This is a genomic window from Falsibacillus pallidus, from assembly GCF_003350505.1.
GTDB classification, from domain to species: Bacteria; Bacillota; Bacilli; order Bacillales; family DSM-25281; genus Falsibacillus; species Falsibacillus pallidus.
Genome location: NZ_QQAY01000024.1, coordinates 1 through 16,670, shown reverse-complemented (window position 1 = coordinate 16,670; position 16,670 = coordinate 1). Strand labels below are relative to the sequence as shown.

The following is a 16,670-nucleotide window of genomic DNA, read 5'->3' as shown; positions in this document are numbered from 1 at the left end:
GTGGTTTTCCCGCCTTTAATGGTAGATTAATAGTTTTCCTTAAGCGACGGATGGTGCTCCCGTCTGATACTCCACCATAATAATCCAAAAGCAAACAGGAATAAAGAGCATGTGACATAAAAAACAGGGGAAATTCCAACGTAGCCTGAAACGACTCCCCCGATCGCCGGTCCAATCACGTTGCCGAGGAAGCGGAAACTTTGGTTATATCCCATCACTTCGCCTTGCATGGATACTGGCGCTTCTGATCGGATATACGCTGTGATGCAAGGGATCATTCCCCCAATGGCTGTACCGAACAAGAAACGGAAAAAGACAAGCTCCCATAGTTTCTGCGCCAAGGCTTGAGGTATGACAAATACTGCCGCAAGCACGAGAAGGATAAGAAGGACTTTCTCATACCCGACTTTGTCCCCGAGCTTCCCCCACTGGCGAGTGGCCAGCAGGTTACCAAAACCAGTTGCTGAAAAGGCCAGCCCTGCAAGGAAGGCGATATTCGTTGAACCGTTCAGTTGATTGACATATAAGGCCAATAAAGGCTGAATGCTGAAGTTGGCCACTTGAATCAAGAAAGAGAGCACCATTACAGTCATTAGCAGCCTGTGGCTGAAAATTTGTTTCAGCACATCTTTTCTTGAAAAAGTTTTTGTTTTTTCTTTTTTAGAAAGGAGTTTGCTTTCAACGATTCCGAAAAGAACGCCTGTTGTTGCAATCGAAATGGCAGCGGATGTAATGAAAAATGTGTATTCAAATCCGAAGGTATCTGCCATCATTCCCCCGATCAGGGGACCGAATAATCCACCCGATACATTCCCCATCACCAATGTCCCCAGCGTCTTTCCGGCTATTTCCTTCGGTGTCTGACTGGAAATCAATGCAAGAGAGGTAGGGATGAACCCTGTTACAACCCCCATGAACAGGCGCAAAATAAACAGTCCGATGACGCTGTGCATGAATCCCATTAAAAATATGCTTGCTGCTATGCCGAATCCGGTGATTAACAGAATCGGTTTATAGCCAAACCGGTCTCCAAACCGCCCCCATATTGGGGAAACCAGAAAGGCTGTTAAAAAAGTGATTCCAAATACAAATCCAGACCAGCGCTGTATATATTCATGATCATAGTGTCCGAATGTTTCAATATATAGGGACAAAAACGGCATGATCATCGTGGCACTGGCTGCAACCAAAAAATTCGCGAACCACATGATGATTAAATTTCGTTTTTGAACATTAATTTTTAACACCTTCTTCATATTATTTAGTTTTTATCTCATTGGCGTTCCGATAGATATTTCGCTTTACTAAATATTATTATTATAAACTATCTAAAAGAGATTGCAAGGAAGCCAGTCCACCTAAAACTGCATGGATAAAAAGATATTAAAAAAGCATATTATTGACATTTATCATGATATAATAAAGGCATACTACTTTGAACGTTGCTAAAAATGACGGTTGGAGGAAGAGAGATGACGGAATCCTATACGATTTTCATTGATTTTGAATTTTCTATGCCCCAAAAGAAGGGAATGCCCAAGGATTTTTATCCGGAGATCATTGAGGCGGGAATTGTTGTTGTTCATAATAATGAAATCATTGAACAGTTCTCTGAGTATGTCCGTCCGAAAGCCTTTCCTATTTTGACCTCAAGGTGCATGGAGTTCCTTTCCATCACTCAGGATCAAGTCAATGCGGGAATATCATTGGAAGAATTGGTGAATCGCTTCAACGGCTACAATGAAAGAGGAAAGTGCAAGGTGGTCACATGGGGGAATATGGACATGAAGGTGCTGCGCGATAATTGCAGAAAGGCAGACCTTCCATTTCCGTTTACGGGAGAATTCGTTGACCTGTCCATGGAATACAAAAAATTCTTCGGCGATCAAAACCAGACAGGGCTCTGGAAAGCTGTAAGGGACTATGGCAAGGATGGAGTCGGCAAACACCACAGGGCGCTGGATGACGCTTTGACTACCCTTCATATCTACAGGCTGGTTGAAAAAGATAAGCAATATCTGCAAAATTCAGCAACCACCACCATTGGAGATCGAATCGACCTTTCACAGCTATTGAATAAATTTGCATTATAAAAGTCCAGGTCTTCCTATGAAGATCCTGGACTTTTGTTTGTATGTGGAAAACTAGAAACTGAGATTATACATCAGTTCATATTCTTTTTGGATTTCAGCCAGTGCGGCAAGGCTATGTTCTGCAAATGGAGTATGATCCTCCTGCAGCTGTGCTTTCAATGTGTTGAAGGCCACTATGAGTGATTCCCCGTACTCAGGGATTGATTCCTGAAAAGGTTTTACCATTCCTGCAGGGATATTGGCTTGTTCACGGTAGGCAAGGGCTTTTCGTTCATGGAAGAATCCTTCTCCGAGCTGCTTTGGATGGTGAAGGTCTCCCTGAACAGGATGTTTGATGACAGCCAAAATCCGTATCACAATAGAGGTGGGATTTACAGCTGTGACCTCCCCGATATATTTCCCGGTTTTATAGATTGCAGTTACTTTATCACCTGATTTTACAGTCAAAGTTATTCCCCCTAAATTCTCTAATCTTATATTTATTATGATGGATGGTGGCCGAAAAAACAAAAGGATGATTTTCTAACCGGAATTTAGTAAAGTAAAATTTGGAGGGGAAACGATGAAAACTTTTAAACAATGGATTGGTATTTTATTAGTCGCAGCATTAGTTTCAGCATTGGCAGCCTGCGGGCAAAAGGATAAGGAAGGCTCCTCAGCAGCCGAACCCAAAAAAGAAGATAAAGGATCACAAAGCGAAGCAAGCTATCCGCAATTATCCAAAAAAGTGGCGGACAACGAGAAAGAAATTGTGATGGAAACCAGTATGGGGGATATCACAATCAAGCTTTTCCCGGATGAAGCACCAAAAGCCGTTGAGAATTTTATTAAGCACAGTAAAGACGGCTACTATGATGGATTGATATTCCACCGTGTCATCAATGATTTTATGATCCAGGGCGGCGACCCGGATGGAACTGGTATGGGCGGGGAAAGCATTTACGGCCAGCCGTTTGAAGATGAATTCTCCAAGAAGCTCTACAATATCAAAGGAGCATTATCGATGGCGAATTCCGGACCGAATACAAATGGAAGCCAGTTCTTCATCGTTCAGAACAGCCATTTAGATCCACAGCTGAAAAGCCAGATGAAAGACGCCGGTTTCCCGGAGCCAATCATCAAAGCATACGAAGAAAATGGCGGAACACCTTGGCTTGATGGCAAGCATACTGTCTTTGGACAAGTTATTGACGGAATGGATGTCGTAGACAAGATAGCAGCTGTCGAAACTGATCAAAACGATAAGCCGAAAAAGGATGTTGTTATCAAAAAGATCAAGGTGACGAAGGAATAAGTTGAAAAGTTGTCAAACGAGGCACATAGTTTTCCAAAAGGACTATTGCTATAATAGAAGATAGCGTAAACAACTAGTCAGGAAAGGAGTATTTCAATGCTCTCATTATTCCAAACATATGCAGTTGGCTTGTTCTTGTACTTTCCGGAAGATAAGCGGGAATATATCCCTGCAGGCATCACTATGGGGATTTTCGTAATTTTAGCTGTCATTGCTTTTCGAGTGGTCGTCTATATATCCAAAAAAGAAGAGAAGAAGACAAAGGAAATCGAAGAACATTACAATAAAATAAACGGCAGCAAGCACCCTTGACCAATTTGTCAGGGGTATTTTTTTACATTTTTTTATCTCATCACAATTCCTTAACATTATTTCAAGATAGTTTTACATTTGATTAATCCCTCCTTTACTTTGTTTTTTTATGATTAGGTTGTGAAACAAAAGAAAACAAAAACTTTTCAAAACAGGAGGAGACATCCATGAAAAAGCAATCCTTAATAAAGGTGTTATCAATCGGGGTGACTTCCGCGTTTCTTATGGCGGGTTGTTCTGGGAATGACGAAGCTAATGGCAGCAAAATCGATACGAGCAATCTCTCCTTAGATAAAATTGAACAAAAAGCAAAAAAAGAAGGTGAAGTCCATTCTGTCGGAATGCCGGATTCATGGGCCAATTGGGGACAGACATGGAATGACATCACCGGCAAATATGGAATCAAGCATACGGATACAGATATGTCGAGTGCAGAAGAATTGGCGAAATTTGAAACAGGAAACTCAGATGTCGGGGATGTAGGAGTGGCATTCGGTCCATTGGCTGAAGAGAAAGGACTGACTCTTCCTTATAAGCCGACTCATTGGGATGACATTCCTAAATGGGCGAAAGATGATAATGGTGATTGGGTAGTGGGATATACTGGAACCCTCGCTTTCATCACTGATAAAAACAACGTCAAAAACCCTCCGAAATCATGGAAGGATCTGCTTAATGGAGATTACAAAGTAGATGTAGGCGATGTTATGAAAGCCAATCAGGCACAATTTGCTGTTCTGGCTGCAGCTTACGCCAATGGCGGGGATGAAAAAAATATCGAACCAGGAATAAAATTCTTTGAAAAACTGGCTAAACAAGGCCGTCTTCAAACGACAGATCCTTCATTGACATCTTTGGAGAAAGGTGAAAATGAAGTAGCAATCGTCTGGGATTTCAACGCATTGAACTACAGGGATCAAATTCAGAAAGATCGCTTTGATGTGGTGATCCCTTCAGATGCATCGGTCATTTCAGGCTACGCAAATGTCATTAATAAAAAGGCAAAGGATCCATATTCAGCCATGCTGACTCGTGAATACATCATGTCTGATGAAGGACAGGCCAACCTTGCTAGAGGATATGCACGTCCAATCCGAAGTGATGTGAAACTTCCGGAGGATGCAAAGGCAAAGCTCCTGCCTGATTCCATGTACAAAAAGGCTCAGCCGGTTAAGGATATGAAAGCTTGGGACGAGACAACAAAAGCTCTGCCGCAAAAATGGCAGGAGAAGGTGCTTGTCCATGTCAACTAATCAAAAGCTCATTTTCATTATGATTGATGGACTGCGCTTTGATACAGCAATAGACAATATGGGGTATCTGCATCATTTAGTAGAGAAAGGACTGGCCTCGAGGTATAAGGTGATTTCAGAAGTACCCGCTATGTCCAGACCTCTGTATGAGGTGCTTTTAACAGGGACGCCGCCGTACCGAAACGGCATCACTTCCAATCACATTGTGAGGCTTTCGAAAGAGGAAAGTATATTCCATTTGACTAAGAAGAACGGATTGAAAAATGCGACCGCTTCTTATCATTGGGTGAGTGAACTTTATAACTCGGCGCCTTTCAATCCTATGAAAGACAGGATACAGGTGAATCAGGACAAAGCAATTCAAAACGGCATCTTTTATTGGGAAGACCATTATCCCGACACCCATCTTTTTGCAGATGCCAATTATTTAAGAATCAATCACAATCCTGATTTCTTATATATCCACAGCATGAATGTGGATGATGACGGGCACAGATTCACAGCAGACTCTGCAGGCTACAGGAACCGGGTGATTGCAGTGGATACTATGCTTGCAACCATTCTCCCAGATTGGCTTGACGAAGATTATCAGATTATCATAACCGCTGATCACGGGATGAATGACGATGGGCAGCATGGCGGGACCACTCCTGCGGATAGAGAAGTGCCGCTGTTCATTGTGAGCCGCAAAATAGAGCCGGGCATTTATGAAGAAGAAATACCACAATTGCAGATAGCTCCACTGGTCTGCAGACTATTAAACATCAAACCGTCTGATGTTATGCAGACATTAAAGTTTCCAGGCTTGAAAAAATAGATTCAGAGAATGTCATAAACCTTTAAATGGCGGCTCAGCGCAAGATCACTAACGAAGTATCAGCCGTTGAGCCATTTAAGGTTTTAAAGGAGTTGCAGAATATGAAGAAACGAAAGGCAAGTTTATATCTTTCTCTCGTACCCTTAATTTCTTTTATTATATTATTTCTATTTGTTCCGCTTATCTCGATGATGTATTCAAGCCTTTTTAAAAATGGAGAGACCAATCTTTCTTTCAGTAATTACATCGAAATCTTTACGAATCCGTATTATTATAAATCCTTTGAAAATAGCATCATCATTTCTTTATCATCCAGTGCAATCGCGATGATTTTAGCACTCTTTACAGCCTATGCCATTACATTTTTTAAAAAGAAAATTCAGGACAGAATCCTTGTCATGGCGAACCTGACATCCAACTTTGCCGGGATCCCTTTGTCATTTGCCTTCATTGTCCTGCTTGGAAACAGCGGAGTCTTCACAATACTGGCAAAAGAATTGAACATCGCTTTCCTGCAGCATTTCAATCTATATTCTTGGACAGGGCTTATCCTGATCTATGTCTACTTTCAATTGCCGCTTGCAGTCATGCTTATGTTTCCAGCCTTCCATGGCATTCAGGGGCAGTGGAAAGAATCTGCATCATTATTGGGGGCATCCCCGCTGCAGTTCTGGAGACGCATTGGAATGCCGATTCTGCTTCCAAGCATTGCCGGGACATCCAGCATCCTTTTTGCAAATGCAATGGGGGCTTATGCTTCGGCTTATGCCCTGACAGGAAGTACTTATAACCTTGCCACCATCAGAATAGGAGCGCTGATTTCCGGTGATATATTTGCACAGCCGGAGCTGGGAAGTGCTTTGGCGGTCCTGCTGGGCCTTATCTTGATTTTTGCCATGATGATCAATGAATGGCTGATGAGAAAAGTAAGGAGGGATGTAGGATGAAAAAGAAAAGTGCTTCATTCATTCCCATGGGCGTTGTATTCTTATATCTTCTTTTGCCCTTGGCAGCTACATTCCTCTATTCTGTTTCAACGAAATGGAATAAAACGGTTTTACCGGAAGGAATCACGTTTCAATGGTATACAAAGCTCTTTAGTCATGCTGAATTCAGCAATGCTGTCCTGCATTCACTTATGTTATCAGCCGGGGCTACACTCATTTCAGCCCTCATCATGGTACCGGCGATCTTTGTAATCGTTGTTTATGCGCCAAGGCTGGAGAAATTGCTGCAAGGGATCGTGCTTTTGACATATGCCATGCCGGGAGTCATTATGGCAGTTGGTTTGTTGAAAGCATACGCACATGCAGGCGTTTCGATGGTAGTGATAACAATCGGAGCCTATTTGGTCGGCATCATGCCTTATATGTATCAAGGAACGAGAAATAGTCTTAGGAATATTCATGCAGGAACCCTGATGGAAGCGGCAGAGCTCCTTGGAGCATCTAAATTTACCGCTTTTTTGAAAATCATTGTTCCTAATATTTTAACGGGAATTCTCGTTTCTGCGCTTCTATCATTTTCGATTTTATTTGGAGAATTTGTCCTCGCGAATTTATTGCTTGGAGGAAGCTATGAAACGGTTCAAATTTTCCTTTATCAGCAGTTAAGCAAAAGTGGACATTTTGCAAGTGCCATTGTTGTTTGCTATTTCTTATTCATTGCAATCCTATCAAGCCTGGTCGTTAAATTTACTCAGCGAAAAAAGGAGTCGTTATAATATGAGTTTCATTACGATAAATAACATCCAAAAAGCATTTGATGGCCAAAAAGTTTTAAAGAATATGAACCTTACAATTCATAAAGGTGAATTCATCACGCTGCTTGGTCCAAGCGGCTGTGGAAAGAGCACCCTTCTAAGAATCGCTGCGGGATTGGTCTCAGCTGATGAGGGATCTATTTTCATAGACGGGGTCGATGTCACCCATGTGTCCCCTAAGGAACGGGGAGTAGGGATGGTATTTCAATCTTATGCCCTTTTTCCAAATATGAACGTCTATGAAAATGTTGCCTTTGGTCTGAAAATGAAAAAGATAGAGAAACAGCAGCTGAATGAGCGAGTAATGAATATGATCAGGCTGGTTGGATTGGATGGGAAGGAAAATGCCTACCCTCATGAGCTATCCGGAGGACAACAGCAGCGGGTTGCGTTGGCAAGAAGTATTGTAGTGGAGCCAAAGGTTTTATTATTGGACGAACCATTAAGTGCACTGGATGCTCAGATCAGGAAAAACTTGCAGAAGCTGCTTCGGGACATTCAACAAAGACTTGGGATCACGATGATTCTTGTTACACATGACCAGGAAGAGGCTATGCTTGTCAGTGATCGGATTTTTATCCTTAATAAAGGGGAAATCGTTCAAAACGGCAACCCGCAGGACCTTTATAAGCATCCTGCCACAGAATTTGTAGCCCGATTCATCGGGAGCTACAATGTCCTCGAAAAAGACGAAATGGTTCAATTATTCGGCAGTGCACCAGGCAGTGGAATGATGTATGCAATCCGGCCGGAAGCATTTCTGCTGAATGAAAGAGAGAATGCCATTATGTTGGAAGCGGAAATAAAGGATGTTGCAGTTCTTGGGAACATTGTCCGATATGAACTTGAGGCGAATGGAATCCAATTCTCGGCTGACTTACTCCAGCAAAGCGGGATTGATTGGAGGGCAAATCAAAAGGTTGAACTATTCCTTCCACAAGAGGATGTGATTCAGCTGGCATGAGTGTATTCCTTTCTGAGCGCCACCGGACCATTTTAAAAGAGATAGAGGATCGCGGAAAAATAATCGTCTCTCATTTAGCAGAAAAGATGGCGGTAACACCCGAAACGATTCGAAAAGATCTTGATTTGCTGGAAGCTGAAAAAAAGCTCACCCGTGTTCATGGTGGTGCGGTGAAATATACCCCTAATATAAGTGAACCTATGTTCAGGCAAAAAATGAATGTACAGCTTGAAGAAAAAAAGAAAATCGGAAAACTGGCATCCAGATATGTAAATAACGGAGATACCATTATGTTGGATGTTGGGACGACGACCTATCAATTAGCGAACTCTTTAAACGGGCTGCAGAGGGTAACGATTGTCACGAACTCTTTAGCTGCCGCTGAAATCATCAACAGACGTTTGGAAAATAAAATGTTTGATGGAAAATTGATTGTCCTTGGGGGTAATTCTAACCCCGAGCAAAAATCAGTAGCAGGGACTTTGACAAAAAAAATGCTTAATCACTTCCATTTTGATAAGGCATTTTTGTCTTGCGGGGGTGTCACAGTCAATGATGTGTATGACTACGATTTAGAAGAGTCGATCATTACTGAGTCTGTCATGAAACAAGCAAGGGAATGTTTTTTATTGACGGATTCCTCTAAGTTGGGAAGTTCTTCTTTTTGCCGAATCAGTGCTCTGAATGATTTTGATTACATCATCTGCGACAAGCCTATGCCGAATGAGTGGATTGATTATATTTCTGAGGATTCGTTGAAATGGATATCACCATAAGGAGGAAGGTTCAATGACAGTAGATTATCATGTGCATCTTGAAGAGGGGCCTTACTCTTTTCGCTGGCTGGAAAGGACAAACAAAGCAATCGAACATTTTCACCCTGAGAATGAATTGAAGAATGGACTGGCATGGATGCAATCAAGGCATCGATTATTGTCAGACCGGCTGAACAAAGGGGCATACTCATCCGAGTGGCTTGATTTATACCTGTTTAAAGCAAAGGAACTTGGTTTGACTGAAGTTGGTATTGTAGACCATTTATATCGATTTGTTGAAACAAAAAGCTACTTTGAAAAATATATGGATATCGGTGATTCTGATTTAGGCAGATTGCAGCACAAATGGCTGAAGCAGGTAATGACCGAAAATATGGGGGACTTTGTCCAGTTTATCGAAGGTCAAAAGGCAAAATGGGCAGAGCAGGGAATTCAATTGCGCCTCGGAATCGAAGCAGACTTCTTTCCGGGATGCGAGGCGGAACTCAAAGAAATTTTAGATTTATACCAATGGGACTATGTGATTGGATCGGTTCATTTTGTCGATGGGTGGGGTTTCGACAACCCGGAGACAGTAGACCATTTTTCGAAATACGACCTTCATGATTTGTATCAACGGTTTTTTGCAATTGTCGAACAGGCTGTAAGAAGCGGTCTTTTTGATTTTGCGGCTCATCTTGATAACCTTAAAGTTTTTGGCATGCGTCCGGATGAAACAGATTTGATCCCCCATTATCAAAGGATCGCTGCAGCACTTTCTGAGACTGATACGGCAACAGAAGTGAACGCGGGTCTGTACTATCGCTATCCTATTAAAGAAATGTGCCCAAGCCCTTTATTTCTAAAAGAATTGATTGATGCGGGAGTCGCTTTTACAACCTCATCCGATTCCCACTTTCCGGACGACCTTGGAAAATATGTGGATCAAAATACGAAACTGCTCGAGTCTTTAGGGAAAACCAGAATCGCCGGGTTTAAAGTGCGTAAGAGACTTTACTCTCCAGTTAAATGAGGTTTGAATCTTTGTTCGAATTTTAATAAGGAATAGGGATTCCTCCACATGGCTAAAATGGTTAATAGAATTTTGGCTTGGAGGAATTAATATGAAATGGTTGATCAGTTTGATCGTATGCAGTGCCCTTATAGGGGGCTGCGCACAGCAAAATCCGAAAAAAACGGAAGTCGATATGAAGAATGCCGACGGAGACTCTTTAGGGACCATTAAACTTGAAGAGCAGGCAAAAGGCGTAATGATAAAAATTAATTTGACGGGACTCACTCCAGGGGAGCATGCCATACACATCCATGAATTTGGAAAATGTGAGCCACCAGACTTTACTTCTGCAGGTAATCACTTCAATCCTGATAACAAAAAGCATGGACTTCTTCATCCGGAAGGGGCGCACGCTGGCGATCTTCCCAATTTGATTGTGAAGGATGACGGTACAGTCAAGGCGGAGATTCTCGCTCCGAATCTTACATTCCAGGAATCTCAGACATCTTTATATACGAAAGATGGGACTTCCATTGTCATTCATGATTCCAAGGACGATGGGATGAGCCAGCCGGCAGGAGACAGTGGTGACAGGATTGCATGCGGAGTCATAACCAAAAATAAGAATAAGTAAAAATAAGGACCTTCTGAAAAGAGGGTTCTTTTTGTGTTTTGGAGAATTATGGGAGGGGAGGTTGATAGCAGATGGAATTGATATTAGTAAGGCATGGGGAGTCAGAAGCGGATCTTCTGAATGTCCATGAAGGAAGAGCGGACTTTTCGTTGACAGATAGAGGCCGTATGCAGGCTGAGGCATTGGCTGAGTACGCATCCCGGCATTTTTCGGTCGATGTTATGTATTGCAGTACATTAAAAAGAGCTAGAGAGACCGCTGGCTTCGTACATAAGAGATTAAACTGTCCTTTGCATTATTTAGAGGATTTAATGGAATGGAACAACGGGGTGCTTGCAGGCCTCAAGCGAGAGGAAGCAGCCAAACGATACCCTGAGCCTGCAGGTGGAAGAAAGCCGCATGTGCCGGTCGAAAATGGGGAATCCCATATCGATTTTCGCCTGAGGATCGAACGGGCGATTTCGATGATCAAACATGCACATCCTGATGAAAAAGTCATGATTGTTTCACATGGAGGAGCCATTTCAAACATAATTAATGCCCTCTATCAAATGCCGGTGGTTTCTCCTTTTCGGTTTGCGACTGGCGACACAGGTTTTCATCATCTAATCCTGAAAGATGGCAATGTGACGACAAGAGTGCTGAATTGCCAAGACCATTTGAAGATAGAAATGAGATGAAAAGAGAGAGCCCCCATTAAAGGAGGCTCTTGCGTTTAAGTAGACTTTAATGCTTTTTTCATCCGATCTAACCCTTCCTGCACCATTTCCCTCGGGCAGGCAATGTTCATCCGGACAAATTCTTCTCCGCCAAGCCCGTACTTAGTACCAGGCTCTAATGCCAGATTTCCTTCGTTAATGAGTTTATCCCGAATCTCTTCATCCGACAGCCCCAATCTGCTGCAGTCAATCCATATCAAATATCCGCCGTCCGGCTTCATGACTTTTATTTCCGGCATCTCTTTTTCAATGAACTGTTCCACTAAAGCGATGTTCCCGCTTATATATTCCAAAAGTTCATCAAGCCAGTCTTCTCCGTGGCGGTAGGCTGCTTCCATTCCGAAAATCCCAAATGCATTCAGCGTGAAAAAGCCCTGCTGCTTTTGAAGTGCGGCCATCTTTTCCCTTATATGAGGATTCGGGATGATCATACTCGAAGCTTGCAGCCCTGCCAGGTTGAACGTTTTGCTTGGAGCGATGCATGTAACGGAAATATCCCCATAGGAAGGATCAATGGATGCCAATGGCACATGTTTGTGCGGCGGCATCACCAGGTCAGAATGGATTTCATCCGACACAATAAGAACCTCATGCTGTTTGCAGATCTCCGCGATTTTGACCAGTTCTTCCCTTGTCCATACACGTCCCCCGGGATTATGCGGATTGCATAAGAGGAACATCTTTACATCCTGTTTGATTGTTTCCTCAAATGCCTCAAAATCAATCTTGTATCGCTCGTCTTCCAGTACAAGCGGGCAGTTCACGAGTTCCCGTTTATTTTCTTTGACCATATTGAAAAAAGGTGTGTAGACAGGGGATTGCACAAGAACGCGATCACCTGGCTCCGTAAGGGCTTGAATAGCCATGCCCAGTGCAGGGACGACCCCAGGGCTATACATGATCCACTCCGTATCAATGGTCCATCCGTGTCGTTTGGAGACCCACTCCTGAATGGATGCTGCCGCATGATCCGGTACAAATGTATATCCGAACATTCCATGCTCCAGACGCTCCTTTAATGCATCAATAACAGCGGAAGGCGGCCTGAAATCCATATCTGCCACCCACATTGGAAGGAGATCCTCTTTGCCGAAAACATTTTTTAATGCATCCCACTTTACAGAGGATGTATTTTGGCGATTAATCTGTTCATCGAAATTAATTTTCAAAATTCCTCACCACCTATTTTTCTTTATGAATTGCTTTATACTATTAGCATTGCATATTTAAGGATGAAAGAAAAAATTTATGCTTATTCTCCCTATAGAATTTTTGACCCGATTGATACTATGATAAAATATGAGCGGATAATTAAATGAATAAGGTGATGACTTTGAATATACAAGAATTGAATTTAACGCTGATCCACACGCTGAAAGAGTGGGATCCGCTGGGATATGGACCCGAATCTTATGAAACGGAAATTGTAGATGTGGTACAGGCGGTGCACAGCATGAATCATAATGAGAAATTAGCGAAGCAAATCCAAGGCATCTATGAGTTCTCTTTTGAAGAAATGATTCCTATGGCGAAATGCAGTGAAATGGCTGCCCAATTGTTAAGGATCAAGAATAGTGCTTCCTGTTCTTTATAAGAAGACAGTATGAATGCCATATAAATTAATGCCCCCTGTTGCAATGCGCTGGGGGCATTAATTTAGTTCATCTAGACAAGGATGCCCTCGGCAATGAATTCATCAATATATTTTTTTACTTCTTCCGGCTTTTCTTCCGGTACAAGATGTCCTGTTTCTTCGAGTACAATCAGTTTAGACTTCGGGAGGTCCTGCGTTAGCTTCTCTCCAATTGAGAGAGGGACGACTTTGTCATATTGACCCCAGATGAGCAGGCAGGGAGTATCGATTTCATTTAACATCTTTGTGGTGAGATCCCCTTCCCGGTCCCTGATCATTCGGGTGAGGGCAATAAATATTTCGTCATTTAAAAAAGGCCTCAAATAACCATACATCATATCATCATCTATCAGGGCTGTATTGTGGACTACATTTTCAATATTTTTTCTTACGCCTGATTTCGCCAGCCAAAATTTAACATAATAATGAAAGAAAGGCAGATAGCTTGATAGGATAAGCGGCCATTTCAGCCTCTTGTGGTAGCCTGAGCTGCATAAAAGAATTCCTTTTTTAATCAGGTCGGGTCTTAATTTCATCATATAGAGGGCAATCTGTCCCCCCATGGAATGGCCGATGACATGCACACTTGGCCAGTTCATCATTTCAATGAAATGAAGTACAGTATGGGCGATATTTTTGTAGGAATACATAAATGATGGCGTCTTTCCACTTTTTCCAAAAGGGGGAAGATCCACTGAGATGACTTGAAAATCTTTGCGAAGCAGAGGGATGAGCCGCCTGTAGCTGAAAGTGGATGATAAAAATCCATGTAATAGCACCAGTGTGTGTTTAGCTGTTGGATTGGTATATTCTTCGTAAAATAATTCAATTCCATTTACTGTGATATGTTTTTCATTCACGGCATCCATCCAGGTTCTCTCCTTTTCATGATTTTTCTACTATGTAGAATACCCTGAACAAGGAATTACAATCATTTCAGCAGGAGCAGAAGACAAAAAAATAGGCCGGAACTGTGCGCTTCGCACATTGTCCAGCCTCAAAACAAAGGGGGGAATACTAGAAAGTCTTGTAGCTATAGCATGGCCAGCTTCCAAAATCTTTATACATCCTTTTTAAATTTTTTTGTTAAAGTAGGAAATAGTATGAATAAGTGCAGAAAAATGTAGAGAGGACAAACCCTTTTTTGATTTCTGAAGGAATTTGTGATATAATCTACAATTGCGTGCAAATGGAGAAAAAATATATATAATTAGGAGTGTTTCCATGTCAACAAAATATGAAGCAGGTAACGTTTTAACTGGTAAAGTTACAGGCATCCAGCCCTACGGTGCGTTCGTAGCATTGGATGAAGAAACTCAAGGATTAGTCCACATTTCCGAGATCACTCACGGATTTGTTAAAGATATCAACGATCACTTGAAGCTGGGAGATGAAGTTCAAGTAAAGGTACTTTCTGTTGACGAAAAAGCTGGTAAAATCAGCCTTTCTATCCGTGCGACTCAAGAAGCGCCAGCACAGGAAGAAAAACCACAAGCGAAAGCTAAAAAGCCTCGCCGTCAAGGCAGCGTAAAACCTGCAGCGCAGACTACTGAAGCGCCAACAGGATTCAATACGCTTAAGGACAAGCTTGAAGAGTGGATCGAGCAGTCTGAACGCCAGGACTTGATCCAAAAATAATAACAATAGAACTCGCCAATTAAGGCGGGTTTTTTTGTGTCCTGATTTACCGGTCTATTTCATACTTCCTGATTCTATATTGCAAGTTCTGCCTGCTCATTCCCAGTGCTTTAGCCGTTTTTGTGACATTCTGCCCATGATGGTTAAGTGCTTTGTGAATATAATACATCTCTGCCTCTTTGATATATTGCTCCAGTGGCTTTATATCAGTTCCTCTATCAAAGATCAAACTGTTTTGAATCTCACCCAGAGCCCTTTGCCTAAAATAGATTGGCAGGTGTTCAGGATTGATTTCTGAGTCTGCCCCCATCATACTCATCCCGGATTCTATGATGAGCTCCAATTCCCTGACATTCCCCGGCCAGTCATATTCCTCGAAAAGTTCCGATACTTCTTCAGATGCTTTTTCTACATGCAGGCCAAATCTCTCATTGTATTTGCTGATAAAATACTGAACAAGGAGCGGAATATCTGTTTTTCTATCCTTAAGGGAAGGGATAAAGATTGTGAACGGGCTAACTTTATAAAATAGGTCCTTAAGAAGCCTCCCCGATGAAATGGAATCGATGGGATCTTCATTGATCGTCATGATAATCCTGGTTTCGAGAGGCATGCTTGCATTAGCATCATCACTTTCTATCACATTATCCTGTATGACTTTTAAAAGCTTTTCCTGATGTTGAATGGATAGTGAATTTATTCCTTCTAGAAGGAGTGTTCCTCCTAATGCCTGTTCAAACATGGAAGGGTAATGGGTGTCTTCTTTTTTTCCAAAAAAACTGCTTTCATCGAGACTGCTGCAGTTCTGAACGATAAATGGACCGCTGCTGTTGGCCCCCTCATGATGAAGGATTGAAGCAAAAAGGCTTTTTCCGGTTCCGGATTCCCCTGAAATGAGAACGGCTTCCTCTGAGGATGCTAGTTGCCTGCATTGGTTTATGGCTTGATGAATTCCTCTGCTTGTTCCAATGATATTCAAAAAAGACTGTAAGTGATCAGAAGTGGTATGATTCCTCATGATTCTCTCGAGTTTCGTGACATCCCTGGCAATTTCCATAGCTCCAATCAGCCGGCCGTTATCAAAAATTGGATAAGTGTCGTTAATGGTCGTGATTTCATGCCCTTTATTATTGAAATAGGTCTGTTTTACATTCAATATCGGATCGCCTGTATTCAGTACTTTCATAAGGGTGCTTTCTTCAAATTGGTGAAACTTAAAGACATCCAAAATATTTTTATCGAGTACATCAGAGATTTCCATTCCCTCAATCTGCCTCATTTTTTTATTATAAATGATCGTCCTTCCCTCTGAATCAATGGCATGGACGCCTGAATCGATCGCATCGATGATTTTTTCATAAATGAACAAAGACTGCTTCATCTTCTGCCTCCTTAAGATGCAAAAATCAGCCAAAAGAAAATGCTTGAAAAACGCAACATTATTTTGCATTATTATATATGTAAGGGTTTTCTTAACGCAAATTTTTTTTGCACTCGCATATCCTGAATCAATAGAAGTTCTGAATTTTATCTATCAGTGTGCTATGAAAGGGAGGATATAAAATGATCGATTACAAACACGAACCATTTACTGATTTTTCAAATGAAGAGAATCAAAAAGCCTATGAAGCGGGGCTGAAAACAGTCGAGGGCTATCTTGGCCAGGACTATCCGCTTGTCATCGGAGGAGAGCGCATCACGACAGACGACAAGATCGTCTCCATCAACCCGGCAAACAAAGAAGAATTGATTGGACGCGTGTCCAAAGCCAATAAAGATTT

19 protein-coding genes and 1 pseudogene are annotated in these 16,670 nt (G+C 42.1%); 15 read left to right on the top strand and 5 right to left on the bottom strand.

All coding sequences use genetic code 11. From position 1 onward, the window contains the following. Window positions 1–26: 26 nt before the first annotated feature. Window positions 27–1,238 (bottom strand): MFS transporter, encoded by a 1,212-nt coding sequence (locus DFR59_RS19080; RefSeq protein ID WP_114747273.1) that lies wholly within the window; start codon window positions 1,236–1,238, stop codon window positions 27–29. A gap of 234 nt (window positions 1,239–1,472) precedes the next feature. Here DFR59_RS19080 and kapD point away from each other — a divergent pair, with 234 nt between their 5' ends. Then, window positions 1,473–2,093: a 3'-5' exonuclease KapD gene (gene kapD, locus DFR59_RS19075; protein WP_114747256.1), complete on the top strand. Its 621-nt coding sequence runs from the start codon at window positions 1,473–1,475 to the stop codon at window positions 2,091–2,093. 51 nt (window positions 2,094–2,144) lie between these two features. On the opposite strand, the gene kapB is transcribed toward kapD, so the two are convergent. Then, a complete protein-coding gene (kapB, locus tag DFR59_RS19070) occupies window positions 2,145–2,546 on the bottom strand; it encodes a kinase-associated lipoprotein KapB (protein WP_114747272.1) in 402 nt (133 codons plus the stop codon). A gap of 109 nt (window positions 2,547–2,655) precedes the next feature. Between kapB and DFR59_RS19065 the strand changes: the two genes are divergently transcribed. From DFR59_RS19065 to DFR59_RS19015, 11 genes are all read left to right on the top strand, one after another. Continuing rightward, window positions 2,656–3,387, top strand: coding sequence for a peptidylprolyl isomerase (locus DFR59_RS19065; RefSeq protein WP_114747255.1), 732 nt, complete (start codon window positions 2,656–2,658; stop codon window positions 3,385–3,387). A gap of 96 nt (window positions 3,388–3,483) precedes the next feature. Then, entirely contained in the window at window positions 3,484–3,699 is a 216-nt protein-coding gene (locus DFR59_RS19060; protein WP_114747254.1) for a hypothetical protein, read from the top strand. Between the two features lie 167 nt (window positions 3,700–3,866). After that, window positions 3,867–4,952, top strand: a complete 1,086-nt coding sequence (locus DFR59_RS19055; RefSeq protein WP_114747253.1) for an ABC transporter substrate-binding protein — start codon at window positions 3,867–3,869, stop codon at window positions 4,950–4,952. Then, window positions 4,942–5,769, top strand: a complete 828-nt coding sequence (locus DFR59_RS19050; RefSeq protein ID WP_114747252.1) for an alkaline phosphatase family protein — start codon at window positions 4,942–4,944, stop codon at window positions 5,767–5,769. Before DFR59_RS19055 ends, DFR59_RS19050 begins: the two co-directional genes overlap by 11 nt. Before the next feature lie 101 nt (window positions 5,770–5,870). Then, on the top strand, window positions 5,871–6,716 hold the full coding sequence (locus DFR59_RS19045) for an ABC transporter permease (RefSeq protein ID WP_114747251.1): 846 nt from the start codon (window positions 5,871–5,873) through the stop codon (window positions 6,714–6,716). After that, window positions 6,713–7,492 (top strand): ABC transporter permease, encoded by a 780-nt coding sequence (locus tag DFR59_RS19040; RefSeq protein ID WP_114747250.1) that lies wholly within the window; start codon window positions 6,713–6,715, stop codon window positions 7,490–7,492. The genes DFR59_RS19045 and DFR59_RS19040 overlap by 4 nt, the downstream gene beginning before the upstream one ends. 1 nt (window position 7,493) lies before the next feature. Further along, window positions 7,494–8,495, top strand: coding sequence for an ABC transporter ATP-binding protein (locus tag DFR59_RS19035; protein WP_114747249.1), 1,002 nt, complete (start codon window positions 7,494–7,496; stop codon window positions 8,493–8,495). Next, entirely contained in the window at window positions 8,492–9,271 is a 780-nt protein-coding gene (locus DFR59_RS19030; RefSeq protein WP_114747248.1) for a DeoR/GlpR family DNA-binding transcription regulator, read from the top strand. The genes DFR59_RS19035 and DFR59_RS19030 overlap by 4 nt, the downstream gene beginning before the upstream one ends. A 13-nt stretch (window positions 9,272–9,284) precedes the next feature. Further along, the gene (locus DFR59_RS19025) at window positions 9,285–10,283 is read left to right on the top strand and encodes a histidinol phosphate phosphatase domain-containing protein (RefSeq protein WP_114747247.1); all 999 of its coding nucleotides are present in this window, start codon (window positions 9,285–9,287) and stop codon (window positions 10,281–10,283) included. 91 nt (window positions 10,284–10,374) lie between these two features. Continuing rightward, a complete protein-coding gene (locus tag DFR59_RS19020; protein ID WP_114747246.1) occupies window positions 10,375–10,899 on the top strand; it encodes a superoxide dismutase family protein in 525 nt (174 codons plus the stop codon). A gap of 71 nt (window positions 10,900–10,970) precedes the next feature. After that, complete coding sequence (locus DFR59_RS19015) at window positions 10,971–11,579, top strand: histidine phosphatase family protein (RefSeq protein WP_114747245.1); 609 nt, start codon at window positions 10,971–10,973, stop codon at window positions 11,577–11,579. 35 nt (window positions 11,580–11,614) lie between these two features. On the opposite strand, the gene DFR59_RS19010 is transcribed toward DFR59_RS19015, so the two are convergent. Next, window positions 11,615–12,790, bottom strand: coding sequence for a PatB family C-S lyase (locus tag DFR59_RS19010; RefSeq protein WP_114747244.1), 1,176 nt, complete (start codon window positions 12,788–12,790; stop codon window positions 11,615–11,617). Window positions 12,791–12,933: 143 nt separating this feature from the next. Between DFR59_RS19010 and DFR59_RS19005 the strand changes: the two genes are divergently transcribed. Continuing rightward, window positions 12,934–13,212 carry a DUF1871 family protein gene (locus tag DFR59_RS19005; RefSeq protein ID WP_245948535.1) on the top strand — a complete coding sequence of 93 codons (279 nt, stop codon included), beginning with the start codon at window positions 12,934–12,936 and terminating at the stop codon, window positions 13,210–13,212. Between the two features lie 71 nt (window positions 13,213–13,283). Here DFR59_RS19005 and DFR59_RS19000 read toward each other — a convergent pair whose 3' ends face one another. Continuing rightward, window positions 13,284–14,120, bottom strand: coding sequence for an alpha/beta fold hydrolase (locus DFR59_RS19000; protein WP_114747243.1), 837 nt, complete (start codon window positions 14,118–14,120; stop codon window positions 13,284–13,286). Window positions 14,121–14,475: 355 nt separating this feature from the next. Between DFR59_RS19000 and yugI the strand changes: the two genes are divergently transcribed. Beyond that, window positions 14,476–14,889: a S1 domain-containing post-transcriptional regulator GSP13 gene (gene yugI, locus DFR59_RS18995; RefSeq protein WP_114747242.1), complete on the top strand. Its 414-nt coding sequence runs from the start codon at window positions 14,476–14,478 to the stop codon at window positions 14,887–14,889. Window positions 14,890–14,935: 46 nt separating this feature from the next. Here yugI and DFR59_RS18990 read toward each other — a convergent pair whose 3' ends face one another. Continuing rightward, a complete protein-coding gene (locus tag DFR59_RS18990; RefSeq protein ID WP_114747241.1) occupies window positions 14,936–16,270 on the bottom strand; it encodes a sigma-54 interaction domain-containing protein in 1,335 nt (444 codons plus the stop codon). A 182-nt stretch (window positions 16,271–16,452) separates the two neighbouring features. Between DFR59_RS18990 and DFR59_RS18985 the strand changes: the two are divergent. After that, window positions 16,453–16,670: pseudogene (locus DFR59_RS18985) on the top strand (L-glutamate gamma-semialdehyde dehydrogenase); the annotation flags it as partial.

Excerpts from the sequence above, each read along its gene's own strand:
- kapD (WP_114747256.1), top strand. The coding sequence starts at position 1,473 with ATGACGGAATCCTATACGATTTTCATTGATTTTGAATTTTCTATGCCC.
- DFR59_RS19065 (WP_114747255.1), top strand. The coding sequence starts at position 2,656 with ATGAAAACTTTTAAACAATGGATTGGTATTTTATTAGTCGCAGCATTA.
- DFR59_RS19060 (WP_114747254.1), top strand. The coding sequence starts at position 3,484 with ATGCTCTCATTATTCCAAACATATGCAGTTGGCTTGTTCTTGTACTTT.
- DFR59_RS19055 (WP_114747253.1), top strand. The coding sequence starts at position 3,867 with ATGAAAAAGCAATCCTTAATAAAGGTGTTATCAATCGGGGTGACTTCC.
- DFR59_RS19050 (WP_114747252.1), top strand. The coding sequence starts at position 4,942 with ATGTCAACTAATCAAAAGCTCATTTTCATTATGATTGATGGACTGCGC.
- DFR59_RS19045 (WP_114747251.1), top strand. The coding sequence starts at position 5,871 with ATGAAGAAACGAAAGGCAAGTTTATATCTTTCTCTCGTACCCTTAATT.
- DFR59_RS19040 (WP_114747250.1), top strand. The coding sequence starts at position 6,713 with ATGAAAAAGAAAAGTGCTTCATTCATTCCCATGGGCGTTGTATTCTTA.
- DFR59_RS19035 (WP_114747249.1), top strand. The coding sequence starts at position 7,494 with ATGAGTTTCATTACGATAAATAACATCCAAAAAGCATTTGATGGCCAA.
- DFR59_RS19030 (WP_114747248.1), top strand. The coding sequence starts at position 8,492 with ATGAGTGTATTCCTTTCTGAGCGCCACCGGACCATTTTAAAAGAGATA.
- DFR59_RS19025 (WP_114747247.1), top strand. The coding sequence starts at position 9,285 with ATGACAGTAGATTATCATGTGCATCTTGAAGAGGGGCCTTACTCTTTT.
- DFR59_RS19020 (WP_114747246.1), top strand. The coding sequence starts at position 10,375 with ATGAAATGGTTGATCAGTTTGATCGTATGCAGTGCCCTTATAGGGGGC.
- DFR59_RS19015 (WP_114747245.1), top strand. The coding sequence starts at position 10,971 with ATGGAATTGATATTAGTAAGGCATGGGGAGTCAGAAGCGGATCTTCTG.
- DFR59_RS19005 (WP_245948535.1), top strand. The coding sequence starts at position 12,934 with ATGAATAAGGTGATGACTTTGAATATACAAGAATTGAATTTAACGCTG.
- DFR59_RS19000 (WP_114747243.1), bottom strand. The coding sequence starts at position 14,120 with ATGGATGCCGTGAATGAAAAACATATCACAGTAAATGGAATTGAATTA.
- yugI (WP_114747242.1), top strand. The coding sequence starts at position 14,476 with ATGTCAACAAAATATGAAGCAGGTAACGTTTTAACTGGTAAAGTTACA.
- DFR59_RS18990 (WP_114747241.1), bottom strand. The coding sequence starts at position 16,270 with ATGAAGCAGTCTTTGTTCATTTATGAAAAAATCATCGATGCGATCGAT.